Raw genomic sequence first — 19,349 nt, 5'->3', positions numbered from 1 at the left:
GAAGAAAGAAACTATTTTTAGAATTTTCTTGCTATAATAAGAAAAAGAAAATGCGGGGGTGGAATGAATATGTTATATGAAAACGGCGTAGATAAACTTCTTAGTTTAAGTAAAAATATTTCTGAATTGTATCGAGAATTAAATGAAATGACCCGGATTTTAACGGATTGTAATCGAGAAAGTGTGAAGTTTGATCGGTTATATGTAAAAGAGTTACTGTGGAAGAAAGAAGATGTAATAGAGAAATATGACCAGCTACTTGTGCAACTTTGTATAAATGAATGCTTTGATTTAAAAAGTGTCATTACAGGGGAATATAAGTATACATATGAAGAAGTAGAAAACATAGTTTTACAATTTAATGAAAAGTATAATGTCGCAATCTTAATTAAAGATGTGTGTAAAGAATTACAGTTCACATATGGAATTGATATGGACATAACGAGAACAACTCGGGTATCAACAGCTCAAGTATAGAAAAAGGAAAAGAAAGCAGATCCTTTGCTTTCTTTTTTTTGTGAAAATAGAGAGAGTAGGTTTAACGATGAAGGGGAAGTTACAGCATATTCATCCGCTTGGAATGAGTATTATTTTAGGGACATTGTTTGCTAGGTTTGCAACTTCAATGAGTATCCCTTTTTTAGCGATTTATTTAACGACTGTTAAAGGTGTATCAGCTGGAATGACAGGTGCTATTATCGGAACGAGTGCACTTGTTGGTGTTTTTGCTAGTTTTATCGGAGGGAATTTATCAGATCGATTTGGCCGGAAAACGATTATGCTCTGGTCCATGATCGTTTGGATTTTTGTGTTTATAGGTTTTTCACTTGCGGATCATGTTTTAAGTTTCTTTTTATTAAACGCTTTAAATGGATTATGTAGGTCGTTTTTTGAGCCAACATCAAGAGCATTATTATCAGATTTAACGAAACCAGAGTATCGTTTACTCGTATATAATTTGCGTTACGGTGCAATCAATGTTGGAGTGGCGATTGGCCCTCTTGTCGGATTACAGATTGGAAGCGCAAAATCTACAATTCCTTTTTTAGTAGCAGCTGGAGTGTACATTCTATATACAGCTATATTAGCATTCCAATTTAAGAAGTATCCAATTGAAAAAAAGAAAATAAATACAGAAAAACCTGTCACAATGTTAAATGCAATTCGCATTTTGCGAAAGGATGTCGTATTTTTAGTTGCTTTAGTCGGTATTATTTTGAGTAATTGTGGTTTTTCTCACTTAACGACAACAGTATCTCAATATTTTGCAAATGCACATATATTTCAGGATGGAGTGAAATTATTTTCATATATGCTAGCTTTAAATGCGATTGTTGTAGTGATTATCCAATACCCTGTTATTCAAATGTGCAAAAAGTATACACCGTTAACATCAATTATGGTGGGGACTTTATTTGTAAGCGGAGGATTATTTGGCTTTGGAATAGTAGAATCTATGCTAAGTGCTGCCGTTTGTACAATTATTTTTACAATTGGAGAAGTCTTAATGTTTTCGATGACGGATGTATTTATTGATGATATTGCTATTGCGCATCTAAAAGGAACATACTTCGGTGCGATGGGCTTTTCGGGAATTGGAGCAGTAATAGGTCCGTGGTTTGGAGGAGTACTTCTCGATTACTACGGCTACCAAAATGGGTTTGTAGTATTCTCAGCACTAGCTATATTTTCAACTGTGGCATTTCCTGTGCTTTTAGTTACAAAAGGTTTATCGAAAAAAAGATATGATGCAAATTCTAATATAGAAATGCATGCGAAATAACATAAGCCCCAGTAACCAACTGGGGCTTAGTTTATATTATATTAACTCTTAATTTGAAAAAAGAACTTTTTTTTCATGCTTATCAGCAACTTCATTTTTGGAAATATGAATGGCTAAAAATCCGTTTTCTAAGCAGGCTAGCATCTTTTTATAAATGATAGTAGTAGGTAAAGGGATTGTTCGTTGTAAGGAAATGTTTTTATGAAGTATGCATATAGCTAGGCCTGTCTCTAACTTTTTAATGAGTACATTTTGTTCAGTGACATTTTGTACATCTGTTTCCAAAATATATTCTTCTTCGGTTTCGCAAAGGTCGATGTGAATTTGATTTGGAAAGCTAAAGTTACTATAAGAATCGGAACAAAATTGATCCATCCATTCTTCGAAACCATCAACATGAAAAAGACAATTCTTCTTTTTCTTGCCCATGTAAGACACCCTCCGTAAAATATCAATTCATATCATGTTATGCATGAATGAAACAGAGGTGAAGAATAAATGATGAAATACAAACATTTTATGTTGAATGTGCACGGTATGTGAATATTTTTTATTACATATCATGATGTGCATGTTTTTTTTGGCGTGAATGGTTACGGTTTTTTACTTTATGAGATCCGCTTAATGGCTCAGGTTGTCCTTTTTTTTCTTTAGATTCACGATTGTTTTTACTCATTATATGTTACACCTCCTCTTTCTTTTTAGAATGAGAGAAGTTGACGATTTTATACAAGAATGTTTTTAGAAAAAAAGGTAAAGATAAAGGGGACTAACTATTATAGAAAGGGGATTATATAATGCCATATCATAAAGATAAGCAACAAGCCTTTCAAGCGGCACAGCAAGGAGTTACACAAGCAGAAAATGCATTTAATAATATTGTGAAGAATGACCCTAACTATGGTCATGATTTAAAAGAGTTACGCCAAGAGGTTCAGGAAGCATATGAACAAATTCAAAATGCACTAGAGGTAGCTTCAGAAACACAACGTCCACAACTTGAGCAATATGAAAATAATCTCCAAAATATAATGCGAAATGTAGATCAATTAGAAAAGTAAATAAGGTTGTTGTCTATTCGACAACCTTGCTGCTTTAGTGAACGTTATGTTAAAACAGAAAATTCTTTTAATAGTTTTTTCTTTATTATGCGCAGTACATATATTTCAAGTGGAAAAAGTGGAAGCGAAAATGTTGCTCAGAAAAGAGTTAGAACCAACTGGTTATGTAACATGGGAAGTACCTAATAATGAAAAAATTATTGCAATTACATTTGATGATGGGCCAGATCCAACATATACACCGCAAGTTTTAGATTTATTACGTCAATATAAGGCTGAAGCGACATTTTTTATGATTGGATTTCGAGTTCAGCGCAATCCATATTTAGTGAAACAAGTGTTAAAAGAGGGACATGAAATTGGAAATCATACGATGAATCATTTGTATGCGAGTAATTCGTCAGATGAAAAATTAGAAAATGATATTTTAGATGGAAAGAAATTTTTTGAAAAATGGGTGAAAGAACCTTTGCTATTCCGTCCTCCTGGTGGATATATTAACGATGCTGTATTTAAAACAGCGAAAGAAGCTGGTTATCAAACTGTTCTATGGTCATGGCATCAAGATCCACGTGATTGGGCAGATCCAGGGGTTGAATCCATTGTAAATCATGTAGTGAAAAATGCTAAAAGTGGCGATATTGTATTGTTACATGATGGAGGAAATGATCGTAGTCAAACGGTAGCAGCGCTAGCAAAAATTTTACCTGAGTTGAAAAAGCAGGGCTATCGATTTGTAACGGTTTCGGAATTACTACGTTATAAACATTAGAAAAAATCCCAAAAGGAAAATAGACCTTTTGGGATTTTTCTTTACTGGTTCTTTTTACGTTTCTTATTATTTTGTCGCTCTGCTGGAGTTAAAGGCTCGTTTGCAAATTCTTCATTGTAACCAGTTCCTTGTCCTTGTGCAGATGCAACATTCATTCCTGAAATAGTATGATTTGCTTTTCTTTTACCCATTTTATTTCACCTCTATAACATTTTTTGTATGTTGAATGATGAGCAGTTCATAGTATGTATGAACTGTAAGTAAATCGCTGATAGAGCACTTTACTTTATGATAATAGTATTCATAAGGAGCATGAAAGCTATTCAAATTTAGAAACATAAAGAAAACTTATGATAATCTATAAGTTTCTTATTATTTACTTATTTAGAAAGTTGTAATAAGATATTATCGTAAGGTATTGAAAAGTTTGTCTACATTTTATATTCAGACAACTTAGTCACGTTTAACAGGGGGGAAACATAATGGTCAAACATAATCCATTTCAATCACGTGCAACTTTTGAAGTAGATGGAAAAACGTATCATTATTATGATTTGAAAGCGCTTGAAAATGCAGGGGTTGGCAACGTATCTCAATTACCATATTCCGTGAAAGTTTTACTTGAATCAGTACTTCGTCAAGTAGACGGACGTGTAATCACAGAAGAGCATGTTACAAATTTAGCGAAATGGGGAACGAAAGATGTGCAAGATATCGATGTTCCATTTAAACCATCTCGTGTAATTTTACAAGATTTCACTGGTGTTCCAGCTGTTGTTGATTTGGCTTCGCTTCGTAAAGCAATGGCAGACATGGGTGGGGATCCTGACAAAATTAATCCTGAAATTACTGTAGACCTTGTAATTGACCACTCTGTACAGGTTGATAGAGCGGGTACGGCAGACGCGCTTGCATTCAACATGGACTTAGAGTTTAAACGTAATGAAGAACGTTATAAATTTTTAAGCTGGGCACAAAAATCATTTGATAACTACCGTGCAGTTCCACCAGCTACAGGCATTGTACACCAAGTAAACCTTGAATATTTAGCACCAGTTGTTCATGCTGTGAAAAATGCTGAAGGTGACTTAGTTGCATACCCAGATTCATTAGTTGGAACAGACTCACATACAACAATGATTAACGGTATCGGCGTTCTTGGATGGGGCGTTGGTGGTATTGAAGCAGAAGCAGGAATGCTTGGACAGCCTTCATACTTCCCAGTACCTGAAGTAATCGGTGTGAAATTAACTGGCACACTTCCAAGTGGTACTACGGCAACAGACGTTGCATTAAAAGTAACACAAGTATTACGTCAAAAAGGTGTAGTTGGTAAATTTGTTGAGTTCTTCGGTAATGGACTAAAGAGTATGCCTTTAGCTGACCGTGCAACAATTTCAAATATGGCACCAGAATACGGCGCAACTTGTGGATTCTTCCCAATCGATGATATTTCATTAGAATACTTACGTTTAACAGGTAGAGATGAAGAGCAAATTCGTATTGTTGAAGAATACTGTAAAGCGAACGGTTTATTCTATACAGCAGATAGTAAAGATCCAATCTACACTGATCTTGTTGAAATTGATTTAAATACAATCGAATCTAACCTTTCTGGACCGAAACGCCCACAAGATTTAATTCCACTTTCAGATATGAAAGATGCGTTCCACAAAGCTGTTTTAGCACCAGTTGGAACACAAGGACTTGGATTTAATGAGCAAGAGTTCGATAAAGAAGTGAAGGTTACATTAGAAGATAAAGAAGTAACGATGAAAACAGGTGCAATTGCAATCGCTGCAATTACAAGCTGTACAAATACATCAAACCCATACGTATTAATTGGAGCAGGTCTAGTTGCGAAGAAAGCAATTGAAAAAGGACTTGTAGTACCTGAGTACGTAAAAACATCATTAGCACCAGGATCTAAAGTTGTTACTGAGTACTTAGATAAATCCGGTTTAACAACATATTTAGATCAATTAGGTTTCCAAACAGTTGGTTACGGTTGTACGACTTGTATCGGTAACTCTGGTCCATTAGCGCCAGAATTAGAAGAATCAATCGCAGCAAACGACTTACTAGTAACATCTGTTTTATCTGGTAACCGTAACTTTGAAGGTCGTATTCATCCTCTTGTAAAAGCAAACTACTTAGCATCACCACCACTTGTTGTGGCATATGCACTTGCAGGTACTGTTGATATTGACCTGAAAAATGATGAAATCGGTAAAGATGCAAATGGCAATGCTGTTTACTTCAATGATATTTGGCCATCAGCTAAAGAAATTGAAGATGTAGTTCAAAGCGTTGTTACATCTGAATTGTTCAAGAAAGAATATGCACAAGTATTTAACAGCAATGAGCGTTGGAATGAAATCCAAACTTCAAACGAAGCTTTATATACTTGGGATAATGATTCAACATACATTCAAAACCCACCATTCTTTGAAGGTTTATCTAAAGAGCCAGGTGAAGTTGAAACGTTATCAGGTTTACGCATAGTTGGTAAATTTGGTGATTCTGTAACAACAGACCATATTTCACCAGCAGGTTCAATTGGTAAGCACACACCAGCTGGACGCTACTTATTAGAAAACGGCGTACAACCAGTTGACTTTAACTCTTACGGTTCTCGTCGTGGTAACCATGAAGTTATGATGCGTGGTACATTTGCAAACATCCGTATTAAAAACCAAATCGCACCAGGAACAGAAGGCGGATATACAACATATTGGCCAACTGGTGAAGTAACATCTATCTATGATGCTGCTATGAAATATAAAGAAGATGGAACAGGTCTTCTAGTTGTTGCTGGTAAAGATTACGGTATGGGAAGTTCTCGTGACTGGGCTGCGAAAGGTACTAACTTATTAGGTATTAAAGCAGTAATCGCAGAAAGCTTCGAACGTATTCACCGCAGTAACTTAGTATTAATGGGTGTATTACCACTTCAATTTAAAGAGGGCGAAAGTGCTGAAACATTAGGCCTTGTTGGTAACGAGTCATTTGAAATTCAAATCGACAAATCAGTTAGACCACGCGATCTTGTAAAAGTAGTTGCAACTGATTTAGATGGCAACGAAAAACAATTTGAAGTAGTAGCTCGTTTCGATAGTGAAGTAGAAATTGACTACTACCGTCACGGTGGTATTCTGCAAATGGTTCTTCGTGAGAAAATCGAAGAGTCAAAAGTGTCGAACTAAATAATTGAAATGAACAATAAGGAAGCTAACAATAGTTAGCTTCCTTATTTTATGGAAAGGGATGAAACCATATGGTTTCATCCCTTTCTTTTTAATATAAAAAATGGGGGAAACGTCATGAAAGAATATAAAAGAATATTGTTACCATTACGACAGGAGAAAATATTAGTTATAGCAGCCATTTGTAGTGGAATTATAGCTGCTATTTTAAACTTATCGCGCCCAATCTTCATGGGGGTAATTGTAGACAATCTTATTCAAAGGGAGTTAAGAAGTGCCTATTTATATATAGCTTTGTTTGCGGGTAGTCGCTTTTTGATATGGACGAACAATCTTCTATTTGATTATATAAGTTCAAAAGCGAGTCAACGTATATTACAAACGAAACGTATAGAATTATTGCGTCACTATTTCTCATTACCGTTTGAAGAGAGTGAGAAGATCAAGCGAGGGGAGTTAGAAACTTGGGTCGTATCTGATATTCCGAACTGGATCAGATTATATGGCTTTATATTAATAGAGTATATACACGCTATTGCCCAATTTATTGGAGCTTTCATAGCACTACAACATATAGATATACAGTTTATATTGTGGGTAACTCCGTTTTTATTTTTAAGTACAATTGTTCCAATACTGATGGGAAAAAAGGTAAGAGATATTGCAAGCGTTGCTCAAAAAAATCAATCGAGTGTTGTAGAGATGGTGTCACAGTTTGTAAAGGGTATACAAGATTTACGTAGTTTACAAAAAGAAAAATGGGCTATTCGCTTATTTAAAGGAGTAACGGCACAATCTTATAAATCGGAAGTAAAGAAGACGATGATGCAACACTGCATTGGAGTAGTTGGAACAGTGATTGAAACAGGGGCATATATCGTTGTTCTCATTATAGGCGCGCAAAAAATAATGAAGGGAGAAATGGAAGTTGGCTCAATTGTTGCCGTGTTAGCCACAATTGAAATGCTCTTTTTTCCAGTCCGTTACGTTGGCGATTTATTAATGATGACACAAGTTGCAGTCGCTTCGGCAAATAGAATTTTTTCCTTTTTAGATAAACAAGTGGCAGATAGTAAGGTAGAAAGAGCGATGGGGATGACAGTAACAAATGTTTCATTTCAGGAGAATGATGAAGAGAAATGCAGAATTCATAATATTGATTTGCAAATTAATCCAGGTGAACTCGTTATTATTGTAGGAGAAAGTGGCGCAGGAAAAACAACGCTTTTAAAATTAATGACAGGGTTGTATAAACCATCTAATGGTAACATTGTTTATTATGGTGATGAGGCTCGTATGACTACAGTGTGGCAAGAACCTCGTTTCTTTCGGACGACAGTAAAAGAGAATATGTATTTCGAGGAAAAGTGTTTAGAAAACCAGTTAGAAAAAAATATTGAGCTTGTAAATGTGAAGCCGATAATTAGAGGTTTATCGGAAGGGCTTCAAACTGTACTACATAAAAGCGGTGAAGAGTTTTCGGGGGGGGAAAGAAAACGTCTTGCATTATTACGTGCCATTGTTTCAAATCCGAATCTTATTATTTTAGATGAACCAACTGCGGGATTAGATCCGAGCAACCAAGAAACTATTTGGAATATGATAGAAGGATTAGGAAGAGAGGTCACGAGAATTGTGGCAACACATGATGTAGAGAAAGCGATACTAGCAGATCGTGTTGTCATAATGAAAGAAGGACGTATTGTTGCATGTGGAAGTCCTAAAAAATTAATAAATAGTCATTCGTTTTGCAAGTGATGTGAATAAAGATAAGAGTACTGCTCTTATCTTTATTCAGCATCATTTATTTGATACTCGATAGATTCTGAATGATTCAGATCAACGTTAAAGGTAGCGGTCGTAAGGAAAGTGGCAATTCCAAGAATTAAGAAAAGGACGAATGAGACTAGAGAGACGTAGAGACAAATACGCCCTACTTTCTTTTTTTTAAGGTCTTTACTAAAGAGTGAAATGATCCATGTAATAATACCGACTGGGTATAAAAGAAAACTAAGAATATATAATGTTGTTTTTTCGAATGAATTCATAAAAAATCCCCCTTTTGTTGTAGGTTTATAACTACGAGAGTAAAAAGGTGAATGGGTCCATAAGAAGATAAGCAACACTTCATTTATTTTTCTAATTATATGATAAAAAGGAAAAAAATTCACTTTAAATAAGAATATTCTAATTATTTCGACTGTGAATATTTCCAAGCTCGTCCGTATAAGCTAAAATAAGGTATATAGTATTTGGGTAATTAGGTTAATAAGAAGATAAATACGTTAGGGTGATATAAAATGTGGCGGAAGCTTACGATTATTGTAGTGTTACTTTGTTTAGCGGGATATGCAGCTTATGAACAATTTGGTAAAAAAGATCAGGCGGTACAAGGGGAGCAAGAAAAAAGTGAAGCTGCTATGAAAGAGATGATTGCAAGTAATGGTATCGAAATAGGGAAGAGTGCGCCAAACTTTGAATTAACGAAGTTAGATGGAACGAATGTAAAGTTATCGGATTTAAAAGGAAAGAAAGTGATTTTAAACTTTTGGGCAACGTGGTGTGGACCATGTCAGCAAGAAATGCCGGATATGGAAGCTTTCTATAAAGAACATAAAGAGAACGTAGAAATTTTAGCAATAAATTATACGCCTTCAGAAAAAGGTGGGGGAGTAGAAAAGGTAAGCAATTTTGTTAAAGAAAAAGGAATTACTTTTCCTATTTTATTGGACAAGAACATTGATGTGACAACAGCGTATAAAGTAATTACGATTCCAACTTCGTATTTTATAGATACAAAAGGTGTCATTCAAGATAAGTTTATTGGGCCGATGACGCAAAAAGAGATGGAGAAAAGAGTTGCTAAATTAAAATAATGGTGAAAAGGTAGAGGTGGAGAGTTCCCATTTCTGCCTTTTCTTTTTCAAGTAGTAATAACTTCATGATATGATGTAAGAAATATAAACGTTTAGAGATAAAGGAGTGTATGGAGTGGGGAATGTATCCTTACCGTTAGATTATGTTGTAATTGATTTTGAAACAACAGGATTTAACCCTTATAATGATAAAATTATTCAAGTTGCAGCAGTGAAATATCGTAATCATGAATTAGTAGATCAATTTGTTTCATACGTGAATCCAGAGCGGCCAATTCCGGACCGAATAACGAGTTTAACAGGTATTACTAATTATCGCGTTTCAGATGCACCGAAGATTGAAGAAGTGTTACCTTTATTTTTAGCATTTTTACATACAAATGTTATTGTGGCCCATAATGCTTCTTTTGATATGCGCTTTTTGAAAAGTAATGTAAATATGCTAGGGCTACCTGAACCTAAAAATAAAGTAATTGATACTGTATTTTTAGCGAAGAAATACATGAAGCATGCGCCTAATCATAAACTTGAAACGTTAAAGCGAATGCTTGGCATTCGTTTAAGTTCTCATAATGCATTTGACGATTGTATTACGTGTGCCGCTGTTTATCAAAAGTGTGCAGCTATTGAAGAAGAAGGGAACCGAAAAGTAAATAAGGCTGTGCTTGATGAAACTGCGGTATACGAAGCGGTGAAAGAAATGCTTGTATGTAATAAACGTAATGTAGAATGGCTACGTTGTATGAATGTAGGAAGTTATTTAGATATAAAAGCTTTTTATCCAGTTATGAGAGTAAAGGTAAAAGGGCGAAAGAAATATGTATTAACAGAAATATTAGAAGATGATGTGAAAGAAATATGTACAAGCTTAAAATGTGAACCAGCGTTAAAAAGTGAAGTTGGTAATACGAGAATTATGCTTAATAGCTTAGAGGATGTTATGAAATTAGAAAGTTATATTTTAGAACAGTATGATTTTGTGTTACAGGCGCTTCATGATTATAAAGAAATTGAAATGAATGCAGATGAAAAGTTGAAAGAGTATTTAAATATTATGGTATGAAAAACTCCGTGTGCAATATATTGTACACGGAGTTTTTTTAGGAGTACTAAAACATAAAATTTTCTTACAAATCTGATTAAAGAGTTTTTCGTTTGCTCATACTATGTAATAAGAAAGCGAAGGAGAGAGGGTGAACAACATGAGAAGAAGTCGACGTAAATCGTTTGAAGAACTTGTAAATGAAAATAAACAACAATTATTAAGCGATCGCGATGCAATTGATCGCATTGAAGAGCGCATTGAAAAACGTTATGAAATGAAACTTTTTAAGCAAGCTGAATAATTCTTAACACTAGTACGATACTAGTGTTAAGGAGGCGATAATAATGGGTAATCCGAAAAAAAATTCAAAAGACTTTGCACCAAATCATATTGGAACACAATCGAAAAAAGCTGGTGGAAATAAAGGAAAGCAAATGCAAGATCAAACAGGTAAACAACCGATTGTTGATAACGGTTAAAAAGGAGAATGTTATCATTCTTCTTTTTTGTGAGGAAATGAAAGATGAGTTTTTAGCAGTAATATGAAAAAAAGGGCTGACTTTTGTCAGCCCTTTTTCGTAATCGTGAAATTTTCAACGAGTAAACGCCAATTTTGCGAGAATGGTAAACCGATTTTCCAGTAACTAATACCACCTATACCTTGTTCTTTCATTAAATTGAATTTACTTTGAACAGACCGTGAATCTTCAAACCAAACTTCGTGTTGCACGCCGTTTTCATCAAAATAATTAAAATGAGGAGCTTGGGCTGTGAAATCATAACGAATAGGAACATTATATTTACGAGCTAGTGCAACAGCTGCGACGGAGCTAATTGCTTTTGCAGGTGGATTTCCTTGTTTAAATGGAAGCTTCCAATCAAACCCGTATAAATTTTGCCCCATCATAATTTTTTGTGGAGGCATTTGAGATTTTGCATATTGAAGTACTTCTTTCACTGGACCGATAGGAGAAATCGCCATCGGTGGTCCGCCCTGCCATCCCCAGTCATATGTCATAATGACGACGAAATCAACAATTTGCCCTTGCGCTTTATAATCATGAGCTTCGAAAAATTTGCCCTTTTGATTGGAACTTGTTTTCGGTACGAGAGTTGTGCTCAATGTGTACCCACTAGGTAAGCGTGTTTTTACATTTCGTAAAAAGCGATTATACGCCTCGCGGTCTTCAGGTGCTACACTTTCGAAATCGAAATGAATGTCTCGCATGCCATATTTTTCAGCTGTTTGCAAAATGTTAGTAATAAATTTGTTTTGAATCGTTGCGTCGCGTAAAATAACTGATGTTAGATCGGCACTGAAATTACCATTTTCAATATTTGTAATAACGAGCATAGGGATTGTTTTACCTTGCGTTGCAATATTAGCAATTTTAGCTGTTTCAGTAGGTTCTTTTAATGTGCCATCTCTTTTTGCCTCAAAACTAAAATAGGCTAAGTATGTTAAAAATGGATTGATGGCGCGTGTCGCATTAACTAAACTCTCTTTAATCGGTATAGTTGAAGGTTGTAAATAAGCGATGGATTCTACAGCTCGTTTTGTGCCTTTTGGTACATATAATTGTTGTCCGACATGGAGAATAGATTTTAAAGATAAATTATTAACTTTAGCTAAACTAGCGAGGGGGACATTATATGTTTGAGAAATTCGATATAGGCTGTCACCAGGCTGTACATAATAATTATTTCCTTTCGTATTAACGATAAGTGCCTGACCAACAACGAGCGTTTCAGCTGGATTTAGTCCATTGTCTTTTACTATTTCGTCAGGTGTTGATCCATATTTTGATGCCAAGCTATATACGCTATCACCACTACGAACAGTTACAATTTGAATCATATGCTGGCTCCTTTCAGTAAAAGATTCACTGTTTTTATTTTATTTTTGATGTTACTGTATTATGATTAAATGTATGCAAGGTAGCAGAAGTGAAAGAAGGCGAATACATATGTTTGTAGCAGAACATGAAGTTGAAATCCGTTATGCGGAAACAGATCAAATGGGTGTTGTTTACCATTCAAACTACTTAGTGTGGCTTGAGTTAGGTCGCACGAAACTTATACAAGATTTAGGTTTTTCATATGTTGAAATGGAGAAAGAAGGAATTATTTCTCCTGTGTTAGATTTACAAATTTCATATCGTAAAGCGATGCGTTATGGAGAAAAGGCAATCGTAAAAACATGGGTCGATACTGTGAGCCCGCTTCGCGTTGTATATGGATATGAAATATATAATGGTGATGGTGATCTTTGTATTACTGCAAGTACGACGAATATTTGTGCGAAAAAAGAAGGGTTCCGCCCTGTATCATTTAAAAAGTTATATCCTGAGTGGTATGCGAAATATGAGGAAATTAAGAAAAAATAAAAAAGCGTGGCAGAAGCCGCGCTTTTTTATTTTTCATAATTAAATTGTGGGAAGTCGTCACCTTCATGAAGTGTAACAGATAAATTATGTCCATCGAAGAACCATTCATCATCGCATTCAATAAAGAAGTTAATACCTTCTTCTTGAATTTGAACAGCAGGGTGTGCAGGATCATCTTTACGAATACCTAAAGAAAGTCCTTTTTGCACAGTACTGCAACCACCGTATTGTACGAAAAAGCGTAGTGTTTCATTTGATTGTAAGTTTAATTCATTTTTATACCATTGTGCTGCTTCTTTTGTTACGGAAAGATTCATGTATAGTTCCTCCAAGTTATGTTGCTTTTTCTTTAGTATAAAAAATAACGCAAAAAGACGCTATTAATATGCTTCACGTTTTCTTTTTGCGTTATGTGGGTTACGATCTTATTTTTGCTTTTTTGAAAAGTTTGCTTTTGGTTCAGTTTTATTTATAATTCGTCCGATATTTGCACGGTGTTTATAAATAACCATACCTGCTAATAAACACATCGCAATAATGAAGATTTTATCCCCGCTAACAATGGATGCAATAACAGCAACAACTGCTGTTACCATAGAAGAAAGTGATACGTATCTTGTTGTAAATAAAAGGGTGAAAAATACAACAGCCAATATTGCAAAAACAACTGGTGAATAGCATAATAGCACCCCAGCAGAAGTTGCAACTGCTTTACCACCACGGAATTTCGCGAAGATCGGGTAGACATGTCCAAGAACAGCCGCTAACCCGAACCATAGTGGGTGAATATCTAATCCGAAAATCATTGGTAGACTTGTTGCTAATGTCCCTTTTAAAATGTCAGCAATTGTAACGGTAAAACCTGCTTTTTTCCCTAATGTACGGAATGTGTTTGTTCCGCCTAGATTACCGCTCCCGTGCTCACGAATATCGATTCCGTAGCCAATTTTTCCAACAACTAGTGCAAATGGAATCGAGCCAAGCAAGTAGGCAACGATAAATAAAAGATATGTAGTAACCATAAGTTCAGTCTCCTTTATTCAAATGTGTTGATAAAGGGTAAAAAGAGTTTTTCCCGTATATTGTACCATACATTTGTAAAGAGCACATTTCTTTTTTGTAAATGAAAAATTCATTATTTCGTGAAAAAAATTTCACAGTAATGTTACATTTCTCACAGAAACAGCAAGACTATATGTAGTAATATTTTAATCAAAAGACAACAACATATTGGTGGAGGGTTATAAATGTTACAAAATAATACATGTGGAGAAGAATTAATGAAAGTGTTCGAGACGATAGTCCACGGCAATGAACAAGATTTAATGCAAGAAAATGCAAATGTAGACGGCCGCTCTCCAATGGGTGTAATGGGAACGTTCGCATCTGAGAGTGCAAAATATTATGCTGTTGAGAATTTATTGTCAGATCAAGTGAAAAAAGCGATAAATGAAAATATATTATATCCACATGATTTAGATTTTTATGCGACAGGAACGACGACTTGTTCGCAAATTCCGTTAGCGCAAATGCTTGCTAACGGTTTTCATACTGGACATGGACATATGAGACAACCACAAGACATTAAAAGTGCATTGGCTCTTTCGTCTATTATTTTTCAAGCGAATCAAAATATGCAGCATGGCGGTCAATCGTTTGCACTCTTTGATATTGATTTAGCACCTTATGTACGAAAAACAATTGAGAGACATAAAAAACGATTACAATCATATCCGCTTACGAAAGAACAAATAGAAGAATTTGCATGGAAAGAAACGGAAAATGATACGTATCAAGCGTGTGAGGCTTTCGTTCATAATTCGAATAGTATGCATAGTAGGGGCGGAGGACAAGTACCGTTTATTTCTATTAATTACGGAACAGATACATCAAAAGAAGGAAGAATGTTAATTAAACAACTATTAAAAGCAACACAAGCTGGACTTGGTAAAGGAGAGACACCAATTTTTCCGATTCAAATTTTCAAGATGAAAAAAGGTGTGAATTTTGAAGAAAGTGATCCGAATTACGATTTATTTGAATTAGCATTAGAGACAACTGCAGAGCGATTATTCCCTAACTTTTCATTTTTAGATGCTCCGTTTAATGCAGTGCATTATGATGGAAGACCAGAAAGTGAAGTATGTTACATGGGATGTCGTACCCGTGTTATGTCTAATATACATGGAGAAGAAACAGCGATTGGTAGAGGGAATTTATCATTTACGTCTATCAACTTAGTGAAATTAGCGTTAATTAGTGGTTCAAAAGAAGCATTTTTTGAAGCGCTAAACTACTATTTAGATTTAGGAATTAAGCAGTTATTAGAAAGATTTGCGTATCAATGTACGAAGCGAGCAAGAGATTTTCAGTTTTTATATTCACAAGGTGTATGGCGTGGTGGAGAAGCATTGCAGCCTGAAGACTCCGTAGCTTCGATTTTAAAACAAGGGACGTTAAGTGTTGGTTTTATCGGTCTTGCGGAATGTTTAGTAGCTTTAACAGGAAAGCATCATGGGGAAGATGAAGAATCATGGAAACTTGGGTACGAAATTATTTCCTTTATGAGAGATAGAATGGATAAAGCGACAGAAGAACATCAACTGAATTTCTCGATAATTGCAACTCCAGCAGAAGGATTATCAGGAAAGTTTGTGAAAAAAGATAGAGAAGAATTTGGCGTGATTAGCGGTATAACGAACCATAATTACTATACGAATTCATTCCATATTCCAGTTTATTATAACATTCAAGCGATAAATAAAATCCGTTTAGAAGGCCCGTTCCATGCTCTCTGTAATGGAGGACACATTACGTATATTGAACTGGACGGAGCAGCGATGCATAACAAAAAGGCATTAAAACAAATTGTACAAGCCATGGCAGAACATGGCGTTGGATACGGTTCAATTAATCATCCTGTTGACCGTTGTAAGTGCTGTAGTTATCACGGGGTTATTGGAAATGAATGTCCAAGTTGCGGGAATGAAGATGAGGCTAATATAGAAAGAATTCGCCGTATAACAGGCTATCTTGTAGGAGATATGTCGAAGTGGAATAGTGCGAAACGTAGTGAAGAGATAGATCGGGTGAAACATAAATGAAAGTGATGAATATTATTCATGATAGTGTAGTAGATGGAGAAGGATTGCGGACAGTCGTGTTTTTTGCGGGCTGTCCGCATCGTTGTGTCGGTTGCCATAATCCGAAATCGTGGAATATTTGCAACGGAACGGAAATGACAGTAGAAGAAATTGTGAAAGAGATTGCAAGTAATCCATTAACTGATGTAACATTTTCAGGTGGAGATCCATTTTTTCAAGCTGCTGAAGTGAAAAAGGTAGCAAAAATCGTGAAAGATTTGAAAAAAAACCTATGGATGTATACAGGTTATACGTTAGAAGAGATACAGAGTTCCCAAAATAATGATATGATAGAGTTGTTACATTATGGGGATGTTTTAGTCGATGGAAGGTTTGAAATTGAGAAAAAAGATTTAACACTTCCATTTCGCGGAAGCTCCAATCAACGTATTATTCGATTGAAAGAGTAAAAAGGCGGGATAGATTATATGAATAAAACAGTATTGCTTGTTGAAGACGAAAGAAGATTACGTGAAATTGTTAGTGATTATTTTCGTAATGAAGGCTTTGAAGTAATCGAAGCAGAAGATGGAAAGAAAGCGTTAGAGTTATTTGCAGAGCATGAAATTGATTTAATTATGTTAGATATTATGTTACCGGAAATAGATGGATGGTCTGTTTGTAGACGAATTAGAAAAGAATCAGCAGTACCAATTATTATGTTGACAGCACGTTCGGATGAGGATGATACATTGCTAGGTTTCGAATTAGGTGCAGACGAGTATGTAACGAAACCATTTAGTCCGAAAGTGTTAGTAGCTCGTGCAAAGACGTTATTGAAACGTGCGGATGGCGCGGTAGGAGTAGCGGAAGAAAATGCTATGTCTTTAGCTGGAATTGAAGTGAATCGTCTATCTAGAACTGTTTTAGTAGATGGAGAAGAAATTATATTGACACATAAAGAATTTGAACTTCTCGTTTATTTAATGGAGAACAAAGGAATCGTATTATCACGTCAACATTTATTAGACCAGTTATGGGGATATGACTATTACGGTGATGACCGAACGGTTGATACCCATATTAAAAAACTTCGAAATAAGTTAGGAGATAAAGCGAAGCATATCGGTACTGTTATTCGAGTTGGTTATAAATTTGAAGAATAATCTAGAACAATTTGTGTAATTTAGCCTAGGAAAATGGCAATTTTATACTCTCTTTTGAAGGTAGAATGTACAAAAAATACTTTTCTTGTCTACAATGTTAGATAGGAGTATTTTTTTAATTGGATTTCACGATGAGTTCACAAGAAGGACACAAAACGTGACTATACTGAAAATACGAATTCACCAGAGAGGGGAAATAAAACATGGGATATTACGACGGACCAAATTTAAATGAAGAGCATAGTGAAACGAGAGAAGTGAGAAAATCAGGTAGTAAAAAAGGCTATTTCTTCACAGGTTTAGTGGGAGCTGTAGTCGGAGCGGTTTCGATTAGTTTTGCAGCACCATATATGCCATGGGCTCAAAATAATGGAGCACCAGTATCATCATTTAGTTCGGATTCAAAAGTAGAAGGTACTGTAGTTCCTGTTGTAAATAAAGCGAAAAATGAAACTGATTTACCTGGTATGATTGAAGGAGCGAAAGATGTTGTTGTAGGCGTTATTAATATGCAACAAAGCGTTGATCCATTTGCAATGCAACCGACAGGTCAAGAACAACAAGCTGGTTCAGGATCAGGTGTTATTTATAAAAAAGCAGGAAATAAAGCATATATTGTAACAAACAACCACGTAGTAGATGGAGCGAATAAACTTGCTGTAAAGCTAAGTGATGGTAAAAAGGTAGATGCAAAGTTAGTAGGGAAAGATCCTTGGTTAGACTTAGCTGTTGTTGAAATTGATGGGGCTAATGTAAATAAAGTTGCAACTTTAGGTGACTCAAGTAAACTTCGTGCGGGTGAAAAAGCGATTGCAATCGGTAACCCACTTGGATTTGACGGAAGTGTAACGGAAGGTATAATCAGTAGTAAAGAACGCGAAATCCCAGTTGATATTGATGGGGATAAACGCCCAGATTGGCAAGCACAAGTTATTCAAACAGATGCAGCGATTAATCCTGGTAACAGTGGTGGTGCATTATTTAACCAAAACGGTGAAATAATTGGGATTAATTCAAGTAAAATTGCACAACAAGAGGTTGAAGGAATTGGATTTGCTATTCCAATTAATATCGCAAAGCCAGTTATTGAATCACTTGAAAAAGACGGAGTAGTAAAACGTCCAGCTCTTGGAGTAGGTGTCGTTTCGTTAGAAGATGTGCAAGCTTATGCAGTCAATCAATTGAAAGTACCGAAAGAAGTAACTAATGGTGTTGTATTAGGTAAAATTTACCCAATATCACCGGCAGAAAAAGCTGGTTTAGAGCAATATGATATTGTCGTAGCATTAGATGATCAAAAAGTAGAAAATTCACTTCAATTCCGTAAATATTTATATGAAAAGAAAAAAGTAGGCGAGAAAGTAGACGTCACATTCTACCGTAACGGTCAAAAAATGACGAAAACAGCTACTTTAGCAGATAATTCAGCTACAAAGAATCAATAATCGAAATAAAAGAAAGTCTCTTTCATATTGAAAGAGACTTTCTTTATCGGCTATACTAAAGGAATAGGAGGGATTAATTATGACAATTGAAAACCCAACTCGTACGGAAATTGGTGAAGTGTTAAAGAAAAGCAAAACAATTGCGGTTGTTGGATTATCAGATAAGCCAGAACGTACATCGTATATGGTTTCAAAAGCAATGCAAGATGCTGGATACCGCATTATTCCAGTTAATCCAACAGTAAATGAGGTGCTTGGAGAAAAGGCAGTTTCTTCACTAAAGGATATTAAGGAACACGTTGACATTGTAAATGTATTTCGTCGCTCAGAGTTTTTAATGGATGTTGCAAAAGAATTTGTCGAGATTGATGCAGATGTTTTTTGGGCACAATTAGGAGTACAAGATGAAGATACATATAAACTTTTAAAAGAAAAAGACTATACTGTAATAATGGATCGTTGTATTAAAGTAGAACATGCGATGACAAAATAGTATAGACTTAAAGTTAGAAAGATTGATTCAGC

The 19,349-nt window shown here is 35.3% G+C and carries 23 protein-coding genes; 16 read left to right on the top strand and 7 right to left on the bottom strand.

Features of this window, described 5'->3' with window-relative positions:
* Positions 1-69 precede the first annotated feature (69 nt).
* On the top strand, positions 70-477 hold the full coding sequence (locus ACYFX0_RS02655; protein ID WP_000965134.1) for a hypothetical protein: 408 nt from the start codon (positions 70-72) through the stop codon (positions 475-477).
* 67 nt (positions 478-544) lie between these two features.
* Positions 545-1,783, top strand: a complete 1,239-nt coding sequence (locus ACYFX0_RS02650) for an MDR family MFS transporter (protein ID WP_106081773.1) — start codon at positions 545-547, stop codon at positions 1,781-1,783.
* A 48-nt stretch (positions 1,784-1,831) separates the two neighbouring features.
* On the opposite strand, the gene ACYFX0_RS02645 is transcribed toward ACYFX0_RS02650, so the two are convergent.
* A complete protein-coding gene (locus tag ACYFX0_RS02645; RefSeq protein ID WP_000516758.1) occupies positions 1,832-2,212 on the bottom strand; it encodes an Hsp20/alpha crystallin family protein in 381 nt (126 codons plus the stop codon).
* Positions 2,213-2,336: 124 nt separating this feature from the next.
* Positions 2,337-2,459 (bottom strand): small acid-soluble spore protein P, encoded by a 123-nt coding sequence (locus ACYFX0_RS02640; RefSeq protein ID WP_000042142.1) that lies wholly within the window; start codon positions 2,457-2,459, stop codon positions 2,337-2,339.
* Positions 2,460-2,580: 121 nt separating this feature from the next.
* Between ACYFX0_RS02640 and ACYFX0_RS02635 the strand changes: the two genes are divergently transcribed.
* The gene (locus ACYFX0_RS02635) at positions 2,581-2,844 is read left to right on the top strand and encodes a hypothetical protein (RefSeq protein WP_001146295.1); all 264 of its coding nucleotides are present in this window, start codon (positions 2,581-2,583) and stop codon (positions 2,842-2,844) included.
* 46 nt (positions 2,845-2,890) lie between these two features.
* On the top strand, positions 2,891-3,616 hold the full coding sequence (gene pdaB / locus ACYFX0_RS02630; RefSeq protein WP_000917688.1) for a polysaccharide deacetylase family sporulation protein PdaB: 726 nt from the start codon (positions 2,891-2,893) through the stop codon (positions 3,614-3,616).
* A gap of 41 nt (positions 3,617-3,657) precedes the next feature.
* On the opposite strand, the gene sspO is transcribed toward pdaB, so the two are convergent.
* Positions 3,658-3,807, bottom strand: coding sequence for a small acid-soluble spore protein O (gene sspO, locus ACYFX0_RS02625; protein WP_000518060.1), 150 nt, complete (start codon positions 3,805-3,807; stop codon positions 3,658-3,660).
* 291 nt (positions 3,808-4,098) lie between these two features.
* Between sspO and acnA the strand changes: the two genes are divergently transcribed.
* A complete protein-coding gene (gene acnA, locus ACYFX0_RS02620; RefSeq protein WP_000238553.1) occupies positions 4,099-6,822 on the top strand; it encodes an aconitate hydratase AcnA in 2,724 nt (907 codons plus the stop codon).
* Between the two features lie 117 nt (positions 6,823-6,939).
* Positions 6,940-8,580, top strand: coding sequence for an ABC transporter ATP-binding protein (locus ACYFX0_RS02615; RefSeq protein WP_223266657.1), 1,641 nt, complete (start codon positions 6,940-6,942; stop codon positions 8,578-8,580).
* Positions 8,581-8,612: 32 nt separating this feature from the next.
* Here ACYFX0_RS02615 and ACYFX0_RS02610 read toward each other — a convergent pair whose 3' ends face one another.
* A complete protein-coding gene (locus ACYFX0_RS02610) occupies positions 8,613-8,870 on the bottom strand; it encodes a hypothetical protein (RefSeq protein WP_001083890.1) in 258 nt (85 codons plus the stop codon).
* A gap of 252 nt (positions 8,871-9,122) precedes the next feature.
* On the opposite strand from ACYFX0_RS02610, the gene ACYFX0_RS02605 reads away from it, so the two are divergent.
* From ACYFX0_RS02605 to sspN, 4 genes are all read left to right on the top strand, one after another.
* On the top strand, positions 9,123-9,698 hold the full coding sequence (locus ACYFX0_RS02605) for a redoxin domain-containing protein (protein ID WP_000269061.1): 576 nt from the start codon (positions 9,123-9,125) through the stop codon (positions 9,696-9,698).
* Positions 9,699-9,813: 115 nt separating this feature from the next.
* Complete coding sequence (locus ACYFX0_RS02600; RefSeq protein ID WP_106081769.1) at positions 9,814-10,761, top strand: 3'-5' exonuclease; 948 nt, start codon at positions 9,814-9,816, stop codon at positions 10,759-10,761.
* A 139-nt stretch (positions 10,762-10,900) separates the two neighbouring features.
* Positions 10,901-11,044, top strand: coding sequence for an FbpB family small basic protein (locus ACYFX0_RS02595; RefSeq protein ID WP_001254699.1), 144 nt, complete (start codon positions 10,901-10,903; stop codon positions 11,042-11,044).
* Positions 11,045-11,087: 43 nt separating this feature from the next.
* Positions 11,088-11,222, top strand: a complete 135-nt coding sequence (gene sspN, locus ACYFX0_RS02590) for an acid-soluble spore protein SspN (protein ID WP_000527987.1) — start codon at positions 11,088-11,090, stop codon at positions 11,220-11,222.
* 86 nt (positions 11,223-11,308) lie between these two features.
* Here sspN and ACYFX0_RS02585 read toward each other — a convergent pair whose 3' ends face one another.
* Complete coding sequence (locus tag ACYFX0_RS02585; RefSeq protein WP_460269804.1) at positions 11,309-12,601, bottom strand: glycosyl hydrolase family 18 protein; 1,293 nt, start codon at positions 12,599-12,601, stop codon at positions 11,309-11,311.
* A gap of 109 nt (positions 12,602-12,710) precedes the next feature.
* Here ACYFX0_RS02585 and ACYFX0_RS02580 point away from each other — a divergent pair, with 109 nt between their 5' ends.
* Positions 12,711-13,130, top strand: a complete 420-nt coding sequence (locus tag ACYFX0_RS02580; RefSeq protein ID WP_000495808.1) for an acyl-CoA thioesterase — start codon at positions 12,711-12,713, stop codon at positions 13,128-13,130.
* Positions 13,131-13,156: 26 nt separating this feature from the next.
* Here ACYFX0_RS02580 and ACYFX0_RS02575 read toward each other — a convergent pair whose 3' ends face one another.
* The gene (locus tag ACYFX0_RS02575) at positions 13,157-13,447 is read right to left on the bottom strand and encodes a HesB/YadR/YfhF family protein (protein ID WP_460269801.1); all 291 of its coding nucleotides are present in this window, start codon (positions 13,445-13,447) and stop codon (positions 13,157-13,159) included.
* A gap of 108 nt (positions 13,448-13,555) precedes the next feature.
* Positions 13,556-14,152: a glycerol-3-phosphate 1-O-acyltransferase PlsY gene (gene plsY / locus ACYFX0_RS02570; RefSeq protein WP_000258974.1), complete on the bottom strand. Its 597-nt coding sequence runs from the start codon at positions 14,150-14,152 to the stop codon at positions 13,556-13,558.
* Positions 14,153-14,377: 225 nt separating this feature from the next.
* Here plsY and ACYFX0_RS02565 point away from each other — a divergent pair, with 225 nt between their 5' ends.
* The 5 genes from ACYFX0_RS02565 to ACYFX0_RS02545 all read left to right on the top strand — a co-directional run bounded on the left by ACYFX0_RS02565 (position 14,378) and on the right by ACYFX0_RS02545 (position 19,317).
* Entirely contained in the window at positions 14,378-16,234 is a 1,857-nt protein-coding gene (locus tag ACYFX0_RS02565) for an anaerobic ribonucleoside triphosphate reductase (RefSeq protein ID WP_106081768.1), read from the top strand.
* On the top strand, positions 16,231-16,683 hold the full coding sequence (gene nrdG / locus ACYFX0_RS02560) for an anaerobic ribonucleoside-triphosphate reductase activating protein (protein WP_000867078.1): 453 nt from the start codon (positions 16,231-16,233) through the stop codon (positions 16,681-16,683). Before ACYFX0_RS02565 ends, nrdG begins: the two co-directional genes overlap by 4 nt.
* A gap of 18 nt (positions 16,684-16,701) precedes the next feature.
* Complete coding sequence (locus tag ACYFX0_RS02555) at positions 16,702-17,379, top strand: response regulator transcription factor (protein WP_001044679.1); 678 nt, start codon at positions 16,702-16,704, stop codon at positions 17,377-17,379.
* 203 nt (positions 17,380-17,582) lie between these two features.
* Positions 17,583-18,824 (top strand): S1C family serine protease, encoded by a 1,242-nt coding sequence (locus tag ACYFX0_RS02550; protein ID WP_106081767.1) that lies wholly within the window; start codon positions 17,583-17,585, stop codon positions 18,822-18,824.
* A gap of 79 nt (positions 18,825-18,903) precedes the next feature.
* On the top strand, positions 18,904-19,317 hold the full coding sequence (locus ACYFX0_RS02545) for a CoA-binding protein (RefSeq protein ID WP_000151394.1): 414 nt from the start codon (positions 18,904-18,906) through the stop codon (positions 19,315-19,317).
* The last annotated feature ends 32 nt before the right edge of the window (positions 19,318-19,349 follow it).

Source organism: Bacillus sp. NEAU-Y102, assembly GCF_054788175.1.
Note: the sequence above shows the minus strand (reverse complement) of the source record. Positions and strands in the feature narration are given on the sequence as shown.

Bases quoted from the DNA above. Each gene is read 5' to 3' on its own strand.
- plsY (WP_000258974.1), bottom strand. From the start codon at position 14,152: ATGGTTACTACATATCTTTTATTTATCGTTGCCTACTTGCTTGGCTCG.
- nrdG (WP_000867078.1), top strand. From the start codon at position 16,231: ATGAAAGTGATGAATATTATTCATGATAGTGTAGTAGATGGAGAAGGA.
- ACYFX0_RS02575 (WP_460269801.1), bottom strand. From the start codon at position 13,447: ATGAATCTTTCCGTAACAAAAGAAGCAGCACAATGGTATAAAAATGAA.
- ACYFX0_RS02580 (WP_000495808.1), top strand. From the start codon at position 12,711: ATGTTTGTAGCAGAACATGAAGTTGAAATCCGTTATGCGGAAACAGAT.
- ACYFX0_RS02655 (WP_000965134.1), top strand. From the start codon at position 70: ATGTTATATGAAAACGGCGTAGATAAACTTCTTAGTTTAAGTAAAAAT.
- ACYFX0_RS02615 (WP_223266657.1), top strand. From the start codon at position 6,940: ATGAAAGAATATAAAAGAATATTGTTACCATTACGACAGGAGAAAATA.
- ACYFX0_RS02545 (WP_000151394.1), top strand. From the start codon at position 18,904: ATGACAATTGAAAACCCAACTCGTACGGAAATTGGTGAAGTGTTAAAG.
- ACYFX0_RS02650 (WP_106081773.1), top strand. From the start codon at position 545: ATGAAGGGGAAGTTACAGCATATTCATCCGCTTGGAATGAGTATTATT.
- ACYFX0_RS02595 (WP_001254699.1), top strand. From the start codon at position 10,901: ATGAGAAGAAGTCGACGTAAATCGTTTGAAGAACTTGTAAATGAAAAT.
- ACYFX0_RS02645 (WP_000516758.1), bottom strand. From the start codon at position 2,212: ATGGGCAAGAAAAAGAAGAATTGTCTTTTTCATGTTGATGGTTTCGAA.
- ACYFX0_RS02585 (WP_460269804.1), bottom strand. From the start codon at position 12,601: ATGATTCAAATTGTAACTGTTCGTAGTGGTGATAGCGTATATAGCTTG.
- ACYFX0_RS02640 (WP_000042142.1), bottom strand. From the start codon at position 2,459: ATGAGTAAAAACAATCGTGAATCTAAAGAAAAAAAAGGACAACCTGAG.
- ACYFX0_RS02635 (WP_001146295.1), top strand. From the start codon at position 2,581: ATGCCATATCATAAAGATAAGCAACAAGCCTTTCAAGCGGCACAGCAA.
- acnA (WP_000238553.1), top strand. From the start codon at position 4,099: ATGGTCAAACATAATCCATTTCAATCACGTGCAACTTTTGAAGTAGAT.
- ACYFX0_RS02610 (WP_001083890.1), bottom strand. From the start codon at position 8,870: ATGAATTCATTCGAAAAAACAACATTATATATTCTTAGTTTTCTTTTA.
- sspO (WP_000518060.1), bottom strand. From the start codon at position 3,807: ATGGGTAAAAGAAAAGCAAATCATACTATTTCAGGAATGAATGTTGCA.
- sspN (WP_000527987.1), top strand. From the start codon at position 11,088: ATGGGTAATCCGAAAAAAAATTCAAAAGACTTTGCACCAAATCATATT.
- ACYFX0_RS02550 (WP_106081767.1), top strand. From the start codon at position 17,583: ATGGGATATTACGACGGACCAAATTTAAATGAAGAGCATAGTGAAACG.
- ACYFX0_RS02555 (WP_001044679.1), top strand. From the start codon at position 16,702: ATGAATAAAACAGTATTGCTTGTTGAAGACGAAAGAAGATTACGTGAA.
- ACYFX0_RS02605 (WP_000269061.1), top strand. From the start codon at position 9,123: ATGTGGCGGAAGCTTACGATTATTGTAGTGTTACTTTGTTTAGCGGGA.
- ACYFX0_RS02565 (WP_106081768.1), top strand. From the start codon at position 14,378: ATGTTACAAAATAATACATGTGGAGAAGAATTAATGAAAGTGTTCGAG.
- pdaB (WP_000917688.1), top strand. From the start codon at position 2,891: ATGTTAAAACAGAAAATTCTTTTAATAGTTTTTTCTTTATTATGCGCA.